3 protein-coding genes are annotated in these 3,255 nt (G+C 67.5%); 2 read left to right on the plus strand and 1 reads right to left on the minus strand.

The features are described from left to right. Positions 1-185: 185 nt before the first annotated feature. Positions 186-1,082, plus strand: a complete 897-nt coding sequence (locus AC1D1Y_RS25790; protein ID WP_477684860.1) for a DMT family transporter — start codon at positions 186-188, stop codon at positions 1,080-1,082. Positions 1,083-1,091: 9 nt separating this feature from the next. After that, entirely contained in the window at positions 1,092-2,297 is a 1,206-nt protein-coding gene (locus AC1D1Y_RS25795) for a pyridoxal-phosphate-dependent aminotransferase family protein (RefSeq protein WP_477684861.1), read from the plus strand. Here AC1D1Y_RS25795 and AC1D1Y_RS25800 read toward each other — a convergent pair. Next, positions 2,281-3,093: an SDR family NAD(P)-dependent oxidoreductase gene (locus tag AC1D1Y_RS25800; protein WP_477684862.1), complete on the minus strand. Its 813-nt coding sequence runs from the start codon at positions 3,091-3,093 to the stop codon at positions 2,281-2,283. The two genes, AC1D1Y_RS25795 and AC1D1Y_RS25800, sit on opposite strands and share 17 nt — an antisense overlap. Between the last annotated feature and the right edge of the window lie 162 nt (positions 3,094-3,255).

Here is a 3,255-nt window from a genome sequence, read left to right on the forward strand (position 1 = left end):
CATCCCAACCTTCCCCCAGAGGGGGAAGGAGCAATAACCAGAATGAGCCTGATCCCTGCCGCCTTACGCACTGGTTTTTACTCCCTCCCCCGCTGGGGGAGGGCGGGGGTGGGGGCCAGCGGCACTCGATCACTTCAATGCCTCAGCCCTAGCATCCACACCCCGAGTTTCTAGCCCCCTCACCCATGACACGCAAGACGCATCTAGACACCCTCGCCATGTCCCTGCTGCTGGGCTGCTGCCTGTTCTGGGGCCTGCAGCAGGTCCTGATCAAGGCCACGATCAGCGAGATCCCGCCCATGTTCCAGGCCTCGCTGCGCCTCGTCGGCGCCACCGTCCTGCTGTGGCTCTGGTGCCTGTGGCGCAAGATCCCGCTGTTCAGCCGCGACGGCTCGCTCAAAGCCGGCCTGCTGGCGGGCGCCCTGTTCGGCGCGGAGTTCGCCTGTATCTATGTGGGCCTGCAGTACACCAGCGCCTCGCGCCTCACGGTGTTTCTGTACACCTCGCCCTTCTGGGTCGCGGCGCTGGTGCCGCTGTGGGTCAAGTCCGAACGGCTGCGCGGCCTGCAATGGGTCGGCCTGCTGTGCGCGTTTGCCGCCGTGGTGTTCGCGCTGCGTGAGGGCTTCACCGGCGACCATGCCTCGACCGCGCGCGGCGACCTGCTGGCGCTGGCCGCCGGCATGCTGTGGGGCCTGACCACGGTGGTGATACGCGCCACCAAACTCGTCAGCATCTCCGCCGAAAAGCTGCTGTTCTACCAGCTGGCCGTGAGCGCCGCCGTGTTTCCCTTCCTGTCGCTCTACCTGGGCGAGCAATGGTCGTGGCACTTCAGCCCCTTCGCCATCACCTCCCTGCTGCTGCAGACGGTGATAGGCGCCTTTGCCAGCTACCTGGCCTGGATGTGGATGCTGGGGCGCTACCCGGCCACCAAAATTTCAGTGTTTGTGTTTTTTACGCCGCTGTTCGCGCTGCTGTTCGGCGCGCTGTGGCTGAAAGAAAGCGTGACCACCGGCCTGCTGGTGGCGCTGGCCACCGTGGCGGCCGGCATCGTGCTGGTCAACCGCAAGCCGGCAGGCGCATAATTTTTCGACATGACGCCCCACCCACGCATCCCCGGCCACCGATTCCTCCACTCACCCGGCCCCACGCGGGTGCCCGACGAGGTCATGGACGCGATGCGGCGCCAGCCCATGGACCTGGCCGACCCGCGGCTTGATCGTGTGATCCAGGCCTGCGAGACCGGGCTCAAGGCGCTGCTGCAAACCGAAAAGGCCGACGTCTTCCTGTATGCCTGCAACGGCCACGGCGCCTGGGAGGCCGTGATCGCCAACCTGCTCGCGCCGGGACAGCAGGTGCTCATCGCCGGCACCGGGCATTTCTCCGAATCCTGGGCCGTGCAGGCCGAGGCCATGGGCGCGAAAGTGCTGCGCACGCCCTGGCGCGAGGGCTACCCGATTGACGTGCCGGCGATAGAAGCCGCGTTGCGCGCCGACACCGCGCACGCCATCGTGGCCGTGTTTGCAGTCCACACCGACACCGCCAGCGGCATGACCAGCGACCTCGCCCGGATCCGGCAGGCGCTGGATGCTGCGGCGCATCCAGCGCTGCTGGTGGTGGACGTGGTCGCCTCGCTGGGCGCGGCGCCCTTTGCCATGGATGCGCTGGGCGCCAACGTCGTGCTGGGCGCTTCACAAAAAGGCCTGATGGTGCCGCCCGGGCTGGCTTTTGTGGCGGCGGACAGCGCCGCGATGAAAGTGGCAGCGGCCAATCCCTCACCGCGCTTCTACTGGGACTGGGCGCGTCGGCAAAGCCCGCTCAGCTACCGCAAGTTCTGCGGCACGCCGCCGCAAAGCCTGCTCTTCGGTCTTGAGGCCGCGCTGGGATTGATTTTTCACGAGGGCGTTGAGCAAGTCGTCGCCCGCCACCGGATGATCGCCGGCGCGGTGCATGCCGCCGTCGAGGCCTGGAGCGAAGGCGGCGCGCTCAGCCTGTTTGTGCGCGAGCCGGCCGCGCGCTCGGTCTCCGTCACCACGGTGTCCGTGGCCGCCGGCATTGACCCCGAAGCCCTGCGGTCAGTCGCGCGCGAGCAGTTCCAGGTCGCCATCGCGGGCGGCCTGGGCCCGCTGGCCGGCCGCAGCTTCCGCATAGGCCACCTGGGCGACATGAACCCCGCGATGATCCTGGGCTGCCTGGCCGGCGTGGAAGCCGCCCTGCGGGTGCAGGGGATTCCGATAGGCAGCGGCGGCGTGCAGCATGCCGTCGCGGCGCTGGCGAGTGGGGTTACTGGGACGCGGTAATTCCGCCGTCGAGGTACAGCACTTGCCCGGTGACGAAGCGCGATGCGGGCGCTGCAAAAAATACCGCCGCACCGGCCACGTCCTGGGGGTCCGCCACGCGGCCCAGCGGAATGCGGTCCAGCACCTGCTTGCGCGTCTCGGGGTTCTCCAGCCAGTGGCGCGCCATCTCGGTCTGCACCACCGTCGGCGCGATGCCGTTGACCGTGATGCCGTGCGGCGCAAGTTCACTGGCATGCTGCCGTATCAGCATGACCAGACCGCCTTTGCTGCTGCTGTAAGCCGAGTAACCCCGGCCGCGCAAGCCCAGCTGCGCTCGCACCGAGAGCAAATGCACCTGCGCGCCGCCTTTGCCGCCTGCGATCTGCTGTCTGGCTGCCGCCTGCGCCAGGAACATCGCGGCCTTGAGGTTGACCTGCAGCACCTCGTCAAAGGCTTCTTCGGTGACCTCGAGCAAGGCCTGTTCACGTTGCATGCCCACGCAATTCACCAGAATGTCGAGGCCGCCCCACTGCGCGGCCACCGCGTCTACGGAAGCCTGCATCTGCGGCACCGAATGCGCATCCATGGCCAGGCCCATGGCTTCATGCCCCGCCGCACGCAAGGCCGCGGCCACGGCTTCGGCCTTGGCCTCGTCGCGGCCCGACACCGCCACGCGCGCCCCGGCCATGGCCAGGCCCCAGGCAATCGCCTCGCCAATGCCGCCGTAGCCGCCGGGCACATAAGCGGTTTTTCCGCGCAGGTCGAACAGGCCTGTGAGCGCGGTACTGAAATCGGTGGAGGGTGTGATGCTGCTCATGGATGGCGAAATTGTGGGCGCAAAGCTGGGCCAGCGGCGAAAGGGCTTTCCCTGCCAAGGGCCTGTTAGCACTATGTTTACAAATGCGAGTGGGGTGAAAACGGCGCCAATCAAGGCGCGCGACGACGCCCAGACCGGGTGTCTGCGCTAGGAGCGCAACGC

The sequence above is a fragment of the Polaromonas sp. P1_G1 genome (genome assembly GCF_056405595.1).